The sequence below is a fragment of the Parvimonas sp. M20 genome, assembly GCF_035282425.1.
Lineage (GTDB): Bacteria > Bacillota > Clostridia > Tissierellales > Peptoniphilaceae > Parvimonas.
This window is the reverse complement of record NZ_JAYKBQ010000164.1, coordinates 1-272: the sequence shown is the minus strand read 5'-3', so window position 1 is coordinate 272 and position 272 is coordinate 1. Positions and strand designations below refer to the sequence as shown.

Genomic DNA, 272 nt, shown 5'->3' with positions numbered 1-272 from the left:
CTTCCTTCATGGGCTCATAAAGCGCAGGCAGTCGGACATATTCAAAGAAGTTACGCCCACTCTCGGCCTGCTGCTTCATGATACGGCCATGGATGTCATTGGACACCCAACGTGTGGCCAGGATAATAACAACCGCACCAGGCTCCAGACGAGTACGCGCAACAGTACGATACCACGTCCACAGATCCTCAAGGTAGGTGGCGCTGGTCGCCTCCTTAGGCTCTTTGATGTAGTCGTCGATGATGAGAACGTCTGCACCACGCCCTGTAATC

At 54.0% G+C, this 272-nt stretch carries 1 protein-coding gene; it reads right to left on the bottom strand.

From position 1 onward, the window contains the following. Window positions 1-272 (bottom strand): hypothetical protein (locus tag VJI93_RS08820; protein WP_324009326.1); only part of this gene is annotated, 272 nt, incomplete at both ends.